The sequence below is a fragment of the Streptomyces sp. NPDC051909 genome, from assembly GCF_040681095.1.
In the GTDB taxonomy this organism is placed as follows: Bacteria; Actinomycetota; Actinomycetes; order Streptomycetales; family Streptomycetaceae; genus Streptomyces.
This window is the reverse complement of record NZ_JBFAYA010000007.1, coordinates 204,089-219,278: the sequence shown is the minus strand read 5'-3', so window position 1 is coordinate 219,278 and position 15,190 is coordinate 204,089. Positions and strand designations below refer to the sequence as shown.

Below are 15,190 nucleotides of genomic sequence, written 5' to 3'. Positions count from 1 at the left end.
CGTCACGATCCATGAACAGTGAACCCCAAGACGTCCGGATCACCGAGCTGCGCCCCGGAACAGGCCGGCCCGTGCTCGTCGTCGACTTCAACGAGTTCACGGCGCGTCGCACCCTCTCCGCGTCGGTGGCGGAGACCGCCGCCGGCCGGCCGGTGCTGCGCTTCGACGCGGTGAACGGCCCGACGGAGGCGGCGGAGCGGGACATCGTCGAGCTCGCCCGTGCCTGTGCCGCGCAGCTGCGGCGAACCGGGGAGCCGCCGGCGGTGGTCCTCGGCTACTGCAGCGCCGCCACGCTGGCCCTGCACATCGCCGACAGCCTCGCCGACGGCGGATCCGGCCGTCCCGGGGTGATCCTCGTCGAGCCGAGCTGGATGACCGCCGAACTGGTCCGGGCAGACGTCGCTGCGCTCCGGGAGAAGCTCGGGGGTGCCTCGGTCGACGGCTATCACGGTGACCTCACGGTGCCGGCGATCGTGGAGGGGCTGCGGGACGCGCTGGCGACCAAGCTGCGCGCCGACGAGGTGCCCGAGGAGGACATCGAGTTCGCCGTCCCGCACCTGACCGACCGCTACCGGAGCTGGTTCCGGTTTCTCCTGCGGACGCTGGACACCCCGGTCCCCCCCGGGCTGCTGCCCGACGCCGTGGTGCTCGGGGACGACGGACAGCGTTCTCTCCACCCCTCCTGGCCGTGTGAGCGCGTCCTCGTGGAACGGCTGCCGCTGCCCACCGGCACCCTGCTGGCCGACGACGGCGTCGCGGCGCTGCTCGACCGTCTGGTCGGACGGATCTCGTCCCCGGACGCGACCACGGTCCAGGGGCCGCCGGCGGCCCGGGACGGCGCGCGGATCACGGACCTGATCCTCCGCCGGTTCGAGAGCGACACGGGCGATCCGGCGGTCTCGGACGAGCACGAGACCATCACCTACGGCGAACTCGCCGAGCGTGCCGGGTCACTGGCCGAGCAGCTGCGCGACCTGGGGGTGACCCGTGACGTCCCCGTCGCCATCGTCGCCGAGCGGTCGGTGGCCCTCGCGGTCGCGATCGTGGCGGTGCTGCTGGCCGACGGCGCCTACCTGCCCGTCGACCCGTCCTGGCCCGCCGCGCGCGTCGAGCACATCCTCGACCAGGCCCGGCCGCCGGTGCTGCTCTGCGACCAGGGTGTCGCGGCCGGGCTCCCGGAGCAGCCGGGGCTGTGCGTCCTGGACCTCGCCGGGAAGACCGTCCGCCGGCCGGACCCCGCCGGACCCGCGAACCGCTCGGAGCCCGACGACACCGACCTGGCCTATGTGATCTACACGTCCGGCTCCACCGGCCGGCCGAAGGGTGTGGCGGTTCCGCACCGCGGGCTGGTCAACCGGATCCGCTGGATGCAGGAGCAGTTCCCCATCGCGGCCGGTGACGCGGTGCTCCAGAAGACGCCGTACACCTTCGACGTCTCGGTGTGGGAGTTCCTCTGGCCGCTGACCGCCGGGGCCCGGCTGGTGATGGCACGTCCGGACGGCCACCGGGACCCGGAGTACCTGGCCGAGACGATCCGGCGGGAGTCCATCAGCGTCGTCCACTTCGTTCCGTCCATGCTGGACCTGTTCCTCGCCTGCGTCGAACCGTTCTCCTGCCCGTCGCTGCGTCATGTCTTCGCCAGCGGGGAGGAGTTGACGCCGGAGTCGGTGAACCGCTTCGCGCAGGCCCACGACGCGCCGCTGCACAACCTCTACGGTCCGACCGAGGCCGCGATCGACGTCACCCACTGGACCTGTCGCCGGCCGGAGCCCGGGCCCACCGTGCCGATCGGGCGGCCCATCCGAGGCGTCGGGCTCTCCGTGCGCGACGAGGCGGGCCGGCCGGTCGGGGCCGGCGAAGTCGGCGAGCTGTACCTGGGCGGTGTCTGCCTGGCGCGCGGCTACCTCGCGCAGCCCGAGCTGACCGCGGCGGCCTTCGTCGAGGATGTCGACGGCACCGGCGAACGGCTCTACCGCACCGGTGACCTGGTGCTGTGGAACGACGAGGGCGCACTGGAGTTCCGCGGCCGGCGCGACCACCAGGTGAAGATCCGCGGTCTGCGGATCGAGCTCGGCGAGATCGAGTCGGTGGCTCGCGAACACGGCGCGGTGGACTCGGCGGTGGCGCTGGTGCGCCGGGACGGCGGCTCCGAGCCACGGCTGGTCCTGTACGTCACGCCGGAGCTGGACGCGGACACGGCCGTCGCCGTCCGCCGGCACATCGCCGGCCGACTGCCCGAGCAGTGCGTTCCGGCGACCGTCGTTCCGCTCGCGGCCCTGCCGCTCACGCCCAACGGCAAGTGCGACCGCACGGCGCTGCCGGCTCCGGCCTTCGACGGACTCGGCCGCGGCGCGAGCCGCCGCCGGCGACGAGGGGCCGTTCCCGCGGATGGTTCATCGACCTGACACATATTCTGTGTGACTAAGGTCCGAATACCGGACGCGGATTTGCGTTGACGGTGCGCTGTCGGCGATCTACGGTCTCTTTGGTGGCTGGCAGCATGGATCGGCCACGTGACCTGGTCATTCGTTGACGTTCTGTCACGGACCAGCAGTAAAAAATGCCTTGGGGGTGGCATGTCCAATAAATTCCGGCTGTCGTCGGTCGTGCACGAACTGATATCGGAGCAGGCGGACCGGACCCCGGATCTGACGGCCGTCTCGTTCGGCGGCGACCGGCTCGGCTACCGGCAGCTCGATCGGCGGTCCAATCGGTTCGCCCGGCTCCTGCTGCGCCGCGGCATCGGCCGCGGTGATCTCGTGGCGGTCCAGCTGGACCGCTGCCTGGAGCTGCCGGTCGTACTCCTGGGCGTGATGAAGGCGGGCGCCGCCTATCTTCCGGTCGACCCGCAGTCGCCGGCCTCGCGACGGGACCTCATCCTGGCCGAGTCCGGTGCGAAGCTGATGGTCACCCGGTCCACGCCGCCGGATGCGGCGACCGACCGGCGGGACGCGGCGGATCCCGCCGCCCCGGCGCCCGTCCCGGTGCTCGATCTCGCGTCGGCGCCCGAGCTCGCCGAACTGCCCGAATCCCCGCCCGGTGTCACGGTCGCGCCCGGCGACGCCGTCTACGTGCTCTACACCTCGGGTACGACCGGTACCCCCAAGGGCGTGGTGGTGGAGCACGCCGGGATCACCAACCTGCTCGGCTGGATGGCCCGCGAGTACGGCTTCTCCACGGCCGACCGCGTGCTGCAGAAGACGCCGTACACCTTCGACGCGTCCGTCTGGGAGTTCTTCCTCCCGCTGGTCACCGGGGGCACGGTCGTGCTGGCGGAGCCCGGGGGCCAGCGCGACCCGCGCCATCTGGCGGAGGCCGTCCGGGACCACGGCATCACGACCCTCCAGCTGGTGCCGTCGATGCTGCGGCACGTCCTCGACGAGCCGGCGCTGGCGGAAGGCACCTCGCTGCGGCACGTCTTCTGCGGAGGCGAGGCGCTGACGCGCGAGCTCCAGGACCGGTTCCATGCCGCCCTCCCCGTCCCCCTGCACAACCTCTACGGTCCGACCGAGACCTCGGTGCAGGTCCTGACCTGGACCTGCCGTCCGGACGACCCGCGCAGCTTCGTGCCGATCGGCCGGCCGGTCGACAACGTACTGGCCGTCGTCCTGGACCCGGACGGGTCCCCGGTCCCGGCGGGAGCGGCCGGGGAGCTGCACATCGGCGGTGTGGCGGTGGCGCGCGGGTACCTGGCGAACCCGGAGCTGACCGCCGACCGTTTCGTCACCCGCCCCTCGGTCGCCGCCGGGCAGGAGCGGCTGTATCGCACCGGTGACCTGGTGCGCGAGCATCCCGACGGCGTCTTCGAGTTCCTCGGCCGCGCCGACGACCAGGTCAAGATCCAGGGACACCGGGTCGAGCTGGGTGAGATCGAGACCCACCTCGCGCGCCACCCCGGCGTACGGAACGCCGCCGTCGTCCCCGAGCCGGGTCCCGGTGGGGGCGACGACCGGCTGGTGGCCTACCTCGACGCCGATCCCGCGCACCTCGAACTCCGCGCTCTGCGGGATCACCTGGCCGGGCGGCTCCCGGACTACATGGTCCCGGCGCTGTTCAGAACCCTGACCCCGTTCCCGCTGACCGCCCACGGCAAGCTCGACCGGGCCGCGCTGACGGCCTCCGCGGCCACCCTGATCGAGCCCGGGCCGGGCCGGGGCGAGGTCCGCAACGAGACCGAGCGCCTGCTCGTGGAGATCTGGTCGGAGGTCCTGGCGGTCCCTTCCGTGGGTGTCGAGGACGACTTCTTCGAGCTCGGCGGGAATTCGATGGCGGGTCTGCTGATGATCGCCCGCGCCAAGAAGCGCGGAATTTCGATCACTCCCGCCGAACTGTTCCGGCTGCGGCGTATCGGCGCCATTTCGGCCGGGCGCGGCTGATTTCGGCCCCGCATTTCCCTTTTCACTCTTTCATTCCTTGCAGCCCGCCTGTGCGGGCTTCGCATGCTCACTTACGGGGACGATCACGATGAATTCCGAGCAGGGCGGTCTCCCGCTCTCCTTCACCCAGGAAAGCCTCTGGCTGCTGGACCGCATGGCCCGGCAGGACGAACCCGCCTACAACGAGTCACTCGCCTTCCGGATCCGCGGACCGCTGCGCACCGACCTGCTGCGGGCCGCCCTCGCGGCCGTGGTCGCGCGCCACGAGCCGCTCCGGACCGTGTTCGCGGAGACCGGCGAGGGGCTGCGCGCGATCGTACGGGAGGAGGTGCCGGACGCCACCGAGATCGTCGACCTGCGACACCTGGACCGCCAGGCGGCCGAACAGCGCGCCCGCGAGCTGGTGAACGCGGCCTACCGGCGGCCCTTCGACCTGGCCACGGGGCCGGTCTGGCGCGCCGTCGTCGCGCTGATCGCGGACGACGAGTGCGTGTTCGCCCTGACGGCACATCACATCGCCCTGGACGGCTGGAGCTTCGGCGTCATCTTCGACGAACTCCACCACAACTACGCATCCCTGACCGAAACCGGTGCACCCGCCCGCCTGCCCGACCTGGCGGCCCGGTACTCCGACCACGTCCGGGAGCTGCGGGACTCCTACCGGCAGGGCGAGTTCGACGAGAAGATCACGTACTGGACGAACGCCCTCCAGGACGGCCCGGAGCTGCTCAAGCTCCCCACCGACCGGCCTCGGCCTCCGGCGCAGACCTTCCGGGGTGCCACCCGATCGGTCCGGATGCCGCGCAAGACCGTGCACGAGCTGGTCGAGACGTGCCGCCGCGAGTGCGACAGCACCGAGTTCAGCGTCCTGATGTCCGCCTACGCGCTGCTGCTCCACCGGTACTCCGGCCAGGACCGGGTCACCGTCGGGACCACGGTGCTGAACCGCAACGACTACGACCACCTGAACGTGGTCGGCTGCTTCGTCAACACGGCGGCGATGTCGTTCTCCTTCGAGGAGAAGCTCGCCTTCCGGGGGCTGCTGGAGCGGACCGGCGAGTCCGTCCTGCAGATGCTCGAGCACCAGGACGCCCCGTACCCCAAGGTCCTCGAGCGGCTCGGCGTCGAGCGGGACCCCAGCCACAGTCCGGTCTTCCAGACGATGATGACGTTGCTGGGCGAGCGCCGGGTCCTCGCGCTCGGCGACGGCCTCGTCTGCGCGCCCTATCCGGTCGACCGGGTGGCCAGCAAGTTCGACCTGCTGCTCTACGTCATCGAGGACGGTGACGAGGTCGAGTTCGAGGCCGAGTTCAACACCGATCTGTTCGACCCGGAGACGGTGGAACGGATGCTGGGGCACTACGTCCACCTGCTCGGCCGGCTCGCGGCCGACATCGATGCCGAGGTGTCCCGGGTCTCGATCCTTCCGGAGCCGGAGCGGCGGCTGATCACCGAGGAGTGGAACGCCACCGACGTGGCCTACCCGGACGCCACCGTCGTCGACCTCATCGCGGAGCAGGCGGCACGCACGCCCGACGCGGTCGCCGTGGAGTTCCGCGACGAGGCGCTGACCTACGCCGAACTCGACCGCCGGACCAACCGCGTGGCACACGCCCTGCGCGCCCGGCAGGGGAGCGGCTCCGGTTTCGTCGGTGTGTACATGGAGCGCTCGGCCGACATGGTCGTCGCGCTGCTCTCCGTGCTGAAGGCCGGGCTGGCCTACGTACCCATCGATCCGGAATACCCGGCCGACCGGGTCCGGTACATGATCGAGGACTCGGCCGTGCCTCTGGTCCTCACCCAGAGCGGATACCGGCAGGCGGTCGCCGACCTGGGGGCCGAGCCGGCCCTGCTGGCGGATCTGGCGCGTGAGTCGGCCGACGACTCCCGCCCCGCGGTCGACCTGTCGCCGGATTCCCGGGCCTACATGATCTACACCTCCGGCTCGACCGGACGCCCGAAGGGCGTGGTCAACCGGCATGTCTCGCTCTTCAACCGGCTGTACTGGATGCAGGAGCAGTACCGCCTGACCGAGGCCGACCGGGTGCTGCAGAAGACTCCGTTCAGCTTCGACGTGTCGGTGTGGGAGTTCTTCTGGCCGCTGATGTTCGGTGCCCGGATCGTCATGGCGGAGCCGGGCGGGCACCGCAACCCGGAGTACCTGCGGCAGGTCATCCGCGACCGGCAGGTCACGACGCTGCACTTCGTCCCCTCGATGCTCAACGTGTTCCTGGAGGAGCAGCACCTGTCGGAGGACTGCGCGTCCCTGCGCCGGGTCTTCTGCAGCGGTGAGGCGCTGCCGTACAGCACGGTCGAGAAGTTTTACGCGGGACTCTCCTGCGAACTGCACAACCTGTACGGACCGACCGAGGCGGCGATCGACGTCTCCCACTGGCCCTGCGTCGTGGACTATCCGGGCCGGGTCGTGCCCATCGGCCGGCCCATCGGCAACATCCGGCTCCACATCGTCGACCGGCACCTCGAACTGCAGCCCGTGGGCGTTCCGGGAGAGCTCTGCATCTCCGGTGTGGGACTGGCCGAGGGCTACCACAACCGGCCCGACCTCACGGAGAAGGCCTTCGTGGACGACCCGTTCGACGCGGCGGACGGGGCGCGGATGTACCGCACCGGCGACCTCGCCCGGTACCTGCCGGACGGTCAGATCGAGTACCTGGGGCGCATCGACAACCAGATCAAGCTCCGCGGCTTCCGGATCGAGCTCGGCGAGATCGAGGCCGCCGTCCAGGCCCTGCCCTCGGTCCGCGAGGCGGCCGTCGTCCTGCACGAGAGCGGCACCCACCGGATGCTGGTCGCCTACGTGGTGGGAGACGGGTTCTCGGCGGCGGACGCCAAGGAGGCCCTCAAGCGCCAGCTGCCGGACTTCATGGTGCCGCAGGTCTTCATGACCATCCCGGCCATCCCGACCTCGGTCAACGGCAAGCTGGACCGCAAGGCCCTGCCGGACCCGATGCCGCAGTCCGGCCAGGGGGCCGACGACCTGGTCGCCCCCGAGACGGCCGAGGAGCGCGCGCTGGTCGAGGTCTGGCAGGACGTCCTCGGCGTGGAGCGGATCGGCGTCGAGAGCAGCTTCTTCCGGCTCGGCGGTGACTCGATCACCAGCATCAGGGTCGCCGCCCGGCTGCGCGAGCGCGGGTACGAGGTCGAGGTCAAGGACGTCTTCGCGCTGCCGACCGTCAGGGAGCTCGCGCGGCACCTGGCCACCGAGCGCACCGGAGCCACCGTGCGGGCGGCCCAGCCGCCGTTCGCCCTGGTCCGCCCCGAGGACCGGCGGGAGCTGGCCCCCTCGGTCACCGACGCCTGGCCGCTGACCATGTTGCAGTCGGGGATGATCTACCACTCCATGCTGCATGAGGACTCGGCCGTCTACCACGACATCTTCTCCTACGACATCCGGGCACGCCTGGACCGGTCCCTGCTGACCGAGGCGCTCCGCTCGACGGTCCGGCGCCATCCGCAGCTGCGGTCCTCGGTGGACCTCAGCGGACTCAGCGAGCCGCTGCAGCTGATCCACGAAACGGTCGAGCCCCAGGTCGAGTTCGCCGACCTGACCGGCCTGGCGCCGGCGGAGCAGGACGCCGCCGTCGACCGCTGGACACAGGACGAGAAGCGGCACGGGTTCGACTTCGAGGAGGCCCCGCTCATCCGGTTCACGGTGCACGAGCGCGGTGCGGACCGGTTCACCCTCAGCCTCTCCTTCCACCACGTGATCCTGGACGGCTGGAGCGTCGCGCTGGTGGTGGAGGAGCTGCGGCGCGGCTACGCCGCTCTCCTCGCCGGGCGCGCGCTGCCGCTCCCCGGGGCCGAACAGCCCTCGTACGGCTCCTATGTGGCCCTGGAGCAGAAGGCCCGCGCGTCCGAGGACCAGGCCCGGTTCTGGCAGGAGTCCCTGGACGGCTTCGCCCCGAGCCGGCTCCCGGCCGCCGGCCCGGCCGGCGCCCGGGACACCGAGCCCGCATCGGCGGGACGCGTTCTGCCCGAGGAGACGGTGTCGGCCCTCCGCTCGCTCTGCGGTGAGCTGGGTGTGCCGCTCAAGAGTGCGCTGCTCGGCCTCCACGTCCGGGTCCTGGGGCACCTGACCGGTGCCGCCGACGTGGTCACCGGCCTGGTCGTCAACGGCCGTCCGGAGATCGCCGGCGGCGAGGAACTGGCGGGTCTGTTCCTCAACACCGTCCCCGTACCGCTGCGCGGCGTCGACGAGGAGGGGGCGGCGCTGTTCCGGCGTGCCTTCGCCTTCGAGCAGCGCGCGGTGGCCCACCGACGCCTCCCGCTGGCCGAGATCCTCAAGCGCAGCGGCCACGAGGAGCTGTTCGACAGCGTCTTCAACTACACCGACTTCCATGTCTACCGGGCCGACGACGACGCCTCGGTGGAGATCACCGGCGTGCGCTACTTCGAGCAGACCAACTTCGGCGTCGTCGTGCACGCCCACCGGGACCACTTCTCCGGCGAGATGACGCTGACCGTCAACTACGACGCCGCGCGGTTCGACCGGGCCGTCGTCACCCGCTACCTCGACGAGTACGTACGGGCGGCCCACGCCGCGGCGGGCACCGGCGAGCGCACCGACGGCGCCGGCGGCGACGGTGGCGCACTGGAGAGGCAGATCCGGGAGGTCGTCGCCCAGGCGCTGGGGCTGGCCTCGATCGGTCCCGACGACGACCACCTGGAGCTGGGCCTCGACTCGATCACCGCGATCCGGGTGGTCGCCAGGCTGAAGCGACTCGGCATCAGGCCGGCGATGAAGGACGTCTTCGACCACTCCACGCCGCGGCGGCTGGCCGCCCATCTCGGCGGCGGCCCGGCGGTGCGGCAGGAGCAGCGGCGCACGCGCCCGTTCGAGCTGGCCGGCGGTCCGCGGGAGGACTTCCCGGTGGAGGTGGTCGACGCCTACCCGGCCACCGCACTGCAGCTGGACATGATCGAACAGCACGACCTGGACGTCGCCCAGGCCGTCTACCACGACGTGTTCAGCTATCACCTGGAACTGCCCCTGGACGAGACGCTGTTGCGGGCGACGCTGACCGGGCTGGTCGAGGCGAACGAGACGCTCCGGACGGCGTTCGACCTCGCCCGCCCGGAGCCGCTGCAGCTGGTGTTCGCCACCGCGGAGCCCCGGCTCGACGTCCTCGACCTGTCGGCGCTGGCCGAACGGGAGCAGGAGGCGGCCCTCGACACCTGGTTCGAGCGGGAGAAGGGCGTCGGGTTCGACTGGGCCTCGCCTGCGCTGATGCGCTTCACCGCCCACCGGCGCGGTGCGAACCGCTTCACCCTCAGCCTCAGCTTCCACCACTCCGTCATCGACGGCTGGAGCCTCTCGCTCTTCGTCCGGGACTTCGTCCGGCTCTACGCGGAGGCCCTGGACACGGGCCGGGTCAGCCGTCCCGCCCGTACCGTTCCGGCCTACCGTGACTACGTCGCGGCCGAGGTCGAGAGCCGGCGCTCGGCGGAGCAGCGGACGTTCTGGCAGGACGAACTGCGCGGCAGCGCGTACCGGCCGCTTCCCCGCCCGGCGGCGGGGGGAGCGCCCGCCGTCCGGTGGGCCGAGACCAAGCTCACCGTCGACCCGGCGACACAGCGGGCCCTCACCGCTCTCGCCGGCCGGGCCGGGGTGCCGCTGAAGCACGTCCTGCTCGCCGCCCACCTGGTGGTGATGAGCAGGCTGCAGGACTGCCCGGACGTCCTCACGGCGGTCTTCGCGGGAGGGCGGCTGGAGGAGGAGGGCGCCGAGGAGGCGATGGGGATGTTCCTCAACTTCCCGCCCTTCCGGCAGGACGTCGGTGGCCACAGCTGGCTCTCGCTCGTCCGCCAGACCTTCGCCGACGACCGTCGGGCACTGCCCCATCGCCGCTACCCCCTGCGGGACATCCAGCGCCTGGTCGGACGCGAGCGGCTGACGGACGTCGCCTTCAACTACACCCAGTTCGCCAACTACGGGGACGTGGCGGCCAGGGCCGACGGCGCGGCGGACCCGGGACGAGGGGCACTCACCGGCATCCGCTGGTTCGAGCACAGCCACTTCGCCCTGCTGGTGAACGTCGGGTACGACCTGCTGCAGGAACGGCTGGTCGTCACCCTGAACGCCGACGGGCGGGTGCTTCCGCAGGGATACCTCGAGAGCCTCGCGGAGCTGTACGACGCGATCCTGACCCACCTCGCCACGGACGAACACACACCGGTCACCGAGGTGTCGGAGCACGTTCTCAAGCTGACGGACGTCCTGACCGGGCCGGGAAACCCGTGACCCGGAGAAACACCGCAGCGGTGCCGCCGCCGGCACCGCGCTCCACTGACGCCACGGCGTCGACCTTCGGAAAGGAACACCGCATGACCAGCGAGCTCCCGGACCCGGGCTTCGTGATCGACACCCACCGGCAGTCCGACGGCTACCTCTCGCACTACCGTCGGTGGGGCAGCCCGGCGGGTGAGGAGGTGGTGGTGATCCTCCACGGCGGGGTCAGCCACGCGGGCTGGCAGGCGCCGCTCGCGGAGGCCGTCGTCGGGACCTCGGACCTCTCCTTCATCGCCCTGGACCGGCGAGGCTCCGGCCTCAACCGTGAGGGACGGGGGCACCTGCCCTCGGAGGCACGGGAGATCGAGGACGTGGTCTCCTTCGTGCGGTCGCTCAGCGGCTCGTACCGGCGGGTCCACCTGGCCGGGTGGTGCTTCGGCGGTCAGATCGCCGCCATCATCGCCTCCGAACTGGCCGGCCAGGGCGTGCTGTCCAGCCTGATCATGGTCACGCCCGGCTTCGTGTTCCACGAGCGCTACGGCGACGTGCTGCGGATGAGCATGCAGGCGGTGTTCGAGGTGGTCGAGGAGCTGGGCGTGAAGCCCGAACCGGACCACGCCTTCGTGCCGGTCCCGCTCCAGCCCACCGACTTCACCACCGAGGAGAAGTGGCTGGCCTTCGCGATGGAGGACGAGCTCACGCTGCGGCGGGTCACCCCGAGCACCGTCGACGTCTGGAACCAGCTCGCCGACCGCTCGCGGGCGGTGCTGTCCGAGCTGGGCGACATCCCGGTGCTCGCGGTGTTCGGCCGCGAGGACCGGCTGGTGGACCACGACCGGGTCACCGCGCTCCTCGCCGAGAAGGTGACCGGCGTTCCGCCGGTCGTCCACGTCCTCGACGCTCCGCACGCCGTCCAGTTCGCCATGCCGGACACCCTCGCCGGTCTGGTGACCGGGTTCGTGGCGAGCCTCTGACCGCACCGTGCCGCCATCCGGCCATGCCGGGCACTCCTGTGCCCGGCATCGCCGGCCCCCCCACATCCGGGCCGCCCCCCACGCGGCGAAAGCCGTCCGACCGAGGAGAACGGGACCACCCAGCGCATGGACTACCGCACGAAGCTCAGAGACCTGACGCTCATGATCGCCAGCTCGATCACCATCATCGGTACGACGGCGATCGCGGCCGGCCTTCCCCGGATGGGCGACGCCTTCGCGGGGACGCCTGACGGGCCCTTCCTGGTGCGCCTGTCGCTGACCGTGCCCGCGCTGTCGGCCGGTCTCTGCGCCCCGGTGATGGGGCTGATCGTCGACCGGTTCGGGCGGAAGCGGCTCTTCGTGGTGGCGTTGCTGCTCTACGGGGTGGCGGGCTGCGCCGGCGCCGTGCTGTCGTCGCTGTCCGCGATCCTGCTGTCCCGGCTGCTCCTGGGCGTCGCCGTCTCCGGCGTCGCGACCTGCGCCACCGCCCTGATCGCGGACTACACGAGCCGGGGGCAGATCGGCATCTCCATGGGGCGGCAGTCTCTGTTCATGGCGCTGGGCAACGTGGTCTTCGTCTTCCTGGGCGGTCTGCTGGCGCTCCAGGGATGGCGCTGGCCGTTCCTGATCTACGCCGTCGGATTCCTGCTCGTCCCCGGTGTGGTGCTGCTGCTCCGGGAACCCGAGGCCGCGGCGGCCGGCGGTCCCGCGCAAGGGGAGGCCGCCGACGAGCGGGCACCGTTCGGCGTGATGGCCGTGGTCTACGTCCTGCTCTTCCTCAACATGGTCGTCTACTTCATGGTGCCGGTGAACCTGCCCTTCTACCTCCGGTCGTTCAGCGGCAGCGGCAGTGCCCAGGCGGGCGCCCTGCTCTCCCTGGTGGGGCTGGTCTGGGCGCTCACGTCGACCCAGTACAAGCGGATCGCGCGGCACCTGAACTACCGGCAGATCCTGGTCGTGGCGTTCCTGCTGATCGCGGCGGCGAACGTCCTGCTCGGACTGGCGGGCAGCTACTCCGTCGTGCTGACCGCGCTGGTCCTGATGGGGGCGGGCCTGGCGTTCGCGATCACCAATCTGAACGCCTGGCTGCTGGCGATCACGCCGGCCCGGATCAAGGGACGGGCCATCGGCATCGGCGTCCTCTGCTCCTTCCTCGGGCAGTTCTGCTCACCGCTGGTCGTCCAGCCGCTGGTCTCGGAGTTCGGCCTGGCCACCGGATACCTGGCCGCGGGCTGTCTGATGGCCGCCGTCGCGGCGACCGCCGCGCTCCTTCCGGCCGGACGGAAGGCTCTGGCCGCGGAGTCCGCCGGGGCTCTTGCGGGCCGCGGCTCCTCGGTCCGGTGAATGTTTCGGCAATCCCTGCGTGCGCAGGAGATTCTCGGCTGACAAACCACTACCCAGAGAACTACGGTCTGTCATGCATGTGACATCGGATCGCCAGGCACGGGGGCTTGGTCGGCTCTCAGTCCGGTTCTCCGACGACAGCTCGCTTCGGACAGTCATCCACTCCTGTTCATCGAAGATCTACAACGTCCCGTGCGACACGATCCCCCACGGGACGGGTGAGGGCATCCAGTGCTTGTACACAACCCGCCATCGCAGGCGGCCGGTTCAGCGAGGCCGGGAGAACGGAAACCCATCAGCGTCGTCATCCTGGCCGGCCGCCCGCTGACCCGTGCCGCACTGCGCACCGCCGTCGCCGGCTCTCCCGGCATCGGCACCGTGGTCGAGGCCGGCTCCACCTTCCACCTGGACCGGTCCCTCGACACCAAGGCCCCCCAGGTCGTCCTGATCGACGACGCCGACCCGGGCTGGGACACCCTGGCCGTGGTGCGGCGGCTGCGGGAGGAGCAGAGGCGGAGCGGGAGCGACGGCCCGGCCGGGCGGGTCGGCATCGTCATTCTCGCCGACTCCGCCGCCGTGGACAGCGCCCTGTCGTTCCTGCGCGCGGGCGCCGACGCCCTGGTGCTGAACGACGGAGCGCTGGACGACATCGCGACCGCGGTGCGCGCGGTGGCGGAAGGCCACGCCGTGGTCCCTCCGCCGCTCGCCCGCAAGCTGGTCGACCTGATGGGCGCCCATCTTCCGACCCTGCCCGGGCCGGACCAGATCGACTCGCTGACCGCGCGGGAGCAGGAGATCTTCGAGCTCATCGCCACCGGCATGTCCAACCAGGAGGTGGCGCAGTCCCTGGTCCTCAGTGAGAAGACCGTGAAGTTCCACGTGTCCAACCTGCTGCGCAAGCTCGGTGTCCGCAACCGCACCCAGGCCATCGTCTACGCCCGGGACAACTGTCTGCTCGGAGCGCGCTGATCCACTGTGCTCAGCCCTCGGTGACGATCCGGAGCGCGGACAGCGACTCCTGGCAGACCCGGATGGCGTCATCGGCGGTGTCGGCGCGACTGGCGACGTGGCCCAGCCCGTCCCACTGGCCGTCGAACGACCGGATGACGTCACCGGGCCCCACCCAGAGGTCGACCCCCAGGGTCGAGGCGGCTCCGCGCACCTCGTCGAGCCCGCGCACCTCACGGACCCGGCCCGGTTCGGCGACGATCAGCCAGCTGGCCGCGCCGCCCCGGCCGGCCGGGCGCTCGGTCATGGGCGGTACCAGACCGAGCGCCCAGCTGAAGGCCAGTTCCTGCGGGCTCGTCCCGTACACCGACTCGACCATGTCGGTGAGCAGCGCACCGCCGACCCGGTTCTGCGACTCGATGATCACCGGGCCGCGCGGGCTCAGCTTGAACTCGGTGTGGCTCGCACCGTCCCGGTAGCCCAGCGCGTCCAGGAATTCGCAGGTCGCACGGACCACCGCCGCCTCGAGCTCCGGCGTCAGCCGGGCCGGCATGACGTGGCCGACGTGGACGTGGTTGCTCTCCTCGGTGATCGCCTCGGTGATCGCCATCACCACGTGGTGACCGTCGAAGCTGAACGCCTCGGCGCTGCACAGCGGGCCCTCGACGAACTCCTCCATGATGAACCGGTCGATGTCGTAGGCCCCGATCAGCGGGTGACCGGAGTCGCGCAGTCGGCAGACCTCCTGCCAGGCTCCCTCCACCTCCTCCGGGCCGTTCACCTTCACCACGCCGAAGCTGGCCGTGCCGCTGGTCGGCTTGACGATGAACGGGTAGCCGTACCGGGCGCCGAACTCGGCCATGCCGTCCCGGTCCGTGACCAGCTCCGCACCCACCACGGCGGCACCCGGCGCGGCGGCCTCCGCGAGCCGACGGCGCATCAGCCACTTGTCGGTGAACCGGTGACTCACCTCGTAGCCGGTTCCGCCCAGGCCCAGCAGGTCGTTCACCCGCGCCGCCGGGTCGAGCCCGGGCTCGGTCAACGACACGACGGCGTCGAACGCACCCTGCTCATAGGCCTTCTCGACCACCGGCCGGAGCTGCTCCCAGTCGGTGAAGTCCACGGGGAAGATCTCGGAGGCGAGGTCCGCGTGCTCGGGGCGTATCTCCTCGGGGAACTGGCACCAGACGATCTCCGCGCCACCACTGGCACGGGCGGCCTTGAGCAGATGGTCGGTGTAGCCGCCGATGAGCAGCAGGCGCTTGGTCGAGGTCATAGCGTGATTCCCAATCGTTCCA

At 71.1% G+C, this 15,190-nt stretch carries 7 protein-coding genes; 6 read left to right on the top strand and 1 reads right to left on the bottom strand.

The window, feature by feature from the left end:
• Nucleotides 1–11: 11 nt before the first annotated feature.
• The 6 genes from AB0M18_RS13895 (at nucleotide 12) to AB0M18_RS13870 (ending at nucleotide 13,913) form a co-directional block, all read left to right on the top strand.
• Entirely contained in the window at nucleotides 12–2,405 is a 2,394-nt protein-coding gene (locus AB0M18_RS13895; protein ID WP_365757366.1) for an amino acid adenylation domain-containing protein, read from the top strand.
• A gap of 171 nt (nucleotides 2,406–2,576) precedes the next feature.
• Nucleotides 2,577–4,376: an amino acid adenylation domain-containing protein gene (locus tag AB0M18_RS13890; protein WP_365757364.1), complete on the top strand. Its 1,800-nt coding sequence runs from the start codon at nucleotides 2,577–2,579 to the stop codon at nucleotides 4,374–4,376.
• Nucleotides 4,377–4,464: 88 nt separating this feature from the next.
• Nucleotides 4,465–10,638, top strand: coding sequence for an amino acid adenylation domain-containing protein (locus AB0M18_RS13885; RefSeq protein ID WP_365757362.1), 6,174 nt, complete (start codon nucleotides 4,465–4,467; stop codon nucleotides 10,636–10,638).
• Between the two features lie 83 nt (nucleotides 10,639–10,721).
• Nucleotides 10,722–11,600, top strand: a complete 879-nt coding sequence (locus tag AB0M18_RS13880) for an alpha/beta hydrolase (protein ID WP_365757360.1) — start codon at nucleotides 10,722–10,724, stop codon at nucleotides 11,598–11,600.
• A 126-nt stretch (nucleotides 11,601–11,726) separates the two neighbouring features.
• Nucleotides 11,727–12,944: an MFS transporter gene (locus AB0M18_RS13875; protein WP_365757358.1), complete on the top strand. Its 1,218-nt coding sequence runs from the start codon at nucleotides 11,727–11,729 to the stop codon at nucleotides 12,942–12,944.
• 231 nt (nucleotides 12,945–13,175) lie between these two features.
• Complete coding sequence (locus tag AB0M18_RS13870) at nucleotides 13,176–13,913, top strand: response regulator transcription factor (protein WP_365757356.1); 738 nt, start codon at nucleotides 13,176–13,178, stop codon at nucleotides 13,911–13,913.
• 10 nt (nucleotides 13,914–13,923) lie between these two features.
• Here AB0M18_RS13870 and AB0M18_RS13865 read toward each other — a convergent pair whose 3' ends face one another.
• Nucleotides 13,924–15,168, bottom strand: a complete 1,245-nt coding sequence (locus AB0M18_RS13865; RefSeq protein WP_365757354.1) for an ATP-grasp domain-containing protein — start codon at nucleotides 15,166–15,168, stop codon at nucleotides 13,924–13,926.
• Nucleotides 15,169–15,190 lie beyond the last annotated feature (22 nt).

Excerpts from the sequence above, each read along its gene's own strand:
- AB0M18_RS13880 (WP_365757360.1), top strand. The coding sequence starts at position 10,722 with ATGACCAGCGAGCTCCCGGACCCGGGCTTCGTGATCGACACCCACCGG.
- AB0M18_RS13895 (WP_365757366.1), top strand. The coding sequence starts at position 12 with ATGAACAGTGAACCCCAAGACGTCCGGATCACCGAGCTGCGCCCCGGA.
- AB0M18_RS13865 (WP_365757354.1), bottom strand. The coding sequence starts at position 15,168 with ATGACCTCGACCAAGCGCCTGCTGCTCATCGGCGGCTACACCGACCAT.
- AB0M18_RS13875 (WP_365757358.1), top strand. The coding sequence starts at position 11,727 with ATGGACTACCGCACGAAGCTCAGAGACCTGACGCTCATGATCGCCAGC.
- AB0M18_RS13890 (WP_365757364.1), top strand. The coding sequence starts at position 2,577 with ATGTCCAATAAATTCCGGCTGTCGTCGGTCGTGCACGAACTGATATCG.
- AB0M18_RS13885 (WP_365757362.1), top strand. The coding sequence starts at position 4,465 with ATGAATTCCGAGCAGGGCGGTCTCCCGCTCTCCTTCACCCAGGAAAGC.